Source organism: Alcanivorax sp. HI0044, assembly GCF_001634945.1.
Genome location: NZ_LWEZ01000415.1, coordinates 1 through 674 on the forward strand (window position 1 = coordinate 1; position 674 = coordinate 674).

At 58.5% G+C, this 674-nt stretch carries 1 protein-coding gene and 1 tRNA gene; one reads left to right on the plus strand and one right to left on the minus strand.

Translation table 11 applies throughout. From position 1 onward, the window contains the following. Positions 1-188 precede the first annotated feature (188 nt). Positions 189-276 (plus strand) — tRNA-Ser (locus A3730_RS05035). A gap of 101 nt (positions 277-377) precedes the next feature. Here A3730_RS05035 and A3730_RS05040 read toward each other — a convergent pair. Further along, positions 378-674 (minus strand): ArsA-related P-loop ATPase (locus tag A3730_RS05040; RefSeq protein WP_304439464.1); only part of this gene is annotated, 297 nt, incomplete at its 5' end.

Genomic DNA, 674 nt, shown 5'->3' on the forward strand with positions numbered 1-674 from the left:
CCGCCGGCTGATGCAGGAAGGGGCTATCAACCAGGCGCAATACGAGCGCGCCAAGCAGCGCATCTTTCGTCGTTATTCCGATTGAGCTGAACGGGTCCGCTCGGCGATCAAAACTCAACCAGTCGTGCACGGTATTGTGGCTTCGACGTTGACTGGTCTTATTGCTCATGTATTATTGCTGCCACCTTGGAGGGGTGGCAGAGTGGCCGAATGCACCGGTCTTGAAAACCGGCGACGGGAGACCGTCCGTGGGTTCAAATCCCACCCCCTCCGCCAAATAAAAAGCCCGCACTTGATGAGTGCGGGCTTTTTTTGTGCCGCTCTGCGGCCGCGACACGGTTCACGCAACACGCAAGCAATACGCTTGTGGTTGAAGCTCAGTGATCCCCATTGCCGAGCAATCCTGCAAATGTCCGGATTGCCTCCAGTCCCTGAATGTCATCTTCCTGCAGTGGCAAGTCCTTGCGAGGTAGCGCGCCCAAAGCGTGTGCCAGCTCATCCATGTGCCGTTGCTGGCGTGCATGGCGGGCTGCGAAAAACGCGCTGTCTGTGGCATCCGGCAGCACCCGGTTAACCACGGCGCCCGCCACCGGGATGTCATTTTCTGTCAGGGAGGCAACGGCGCGTTGCGTCTCGAGAATGGGCAGTCGTTCAGGGGTCAGCACAAAGACAAA